At 51.9% G+C, this 260-nt stretch carries 2 tRNA genes; both read left to right on the forward strand.

Features of this window, described 5'->3' with window-relative positions:
* Window positions 1-70: 70 nt before the first annotated feature.
* Window positions 71-158: transfer RNA gene (locus tag KHA84_RS15275), tRNA-Leu, on the forward strand.
* Window positions 159-187: 29 nt separating this feature from the next.
* Window positions 188-259, forward strand: a tRNA-Gly gene (locus KHA84_RS15280).
* The last annotated feature ends 1 nt before the right edge of the window (window position 260 follow it).

Genomic DNA, 260 nt, shown 5'->3' on the forward strand with positions numbered 1-260 from the left:
TGACTTTTAATCAGAGGGTCGCAGGTTCGAGCCCTGCATGGCTCACCACCCTTTATATATACCACATCATGCGGGTGTGGCGGAATGGCAGACGCGCTAGATTCAGGTTCTAGTGTCCTTTACCGGACGTGGGGGTTCAAGTCCCTTCACCCGCACCATTTTTATGAATATCAAACCACTTATTCATGCGGAAGTAGTTCAGTGGTAGAATACCACCTTGCCAAGGTGGGGGTCGCGGGTTCGAATCCCGTCTTCCGCTC

The organism is Bhargavaea massiliensis (assembly GCF_018390575.1).
Classification (GTDB): Bacteria; Bacillota; Bacilli; order Bacillales_A; family Planococcaceae; genus Bhargavaea; species Bhargavaea massiliensis.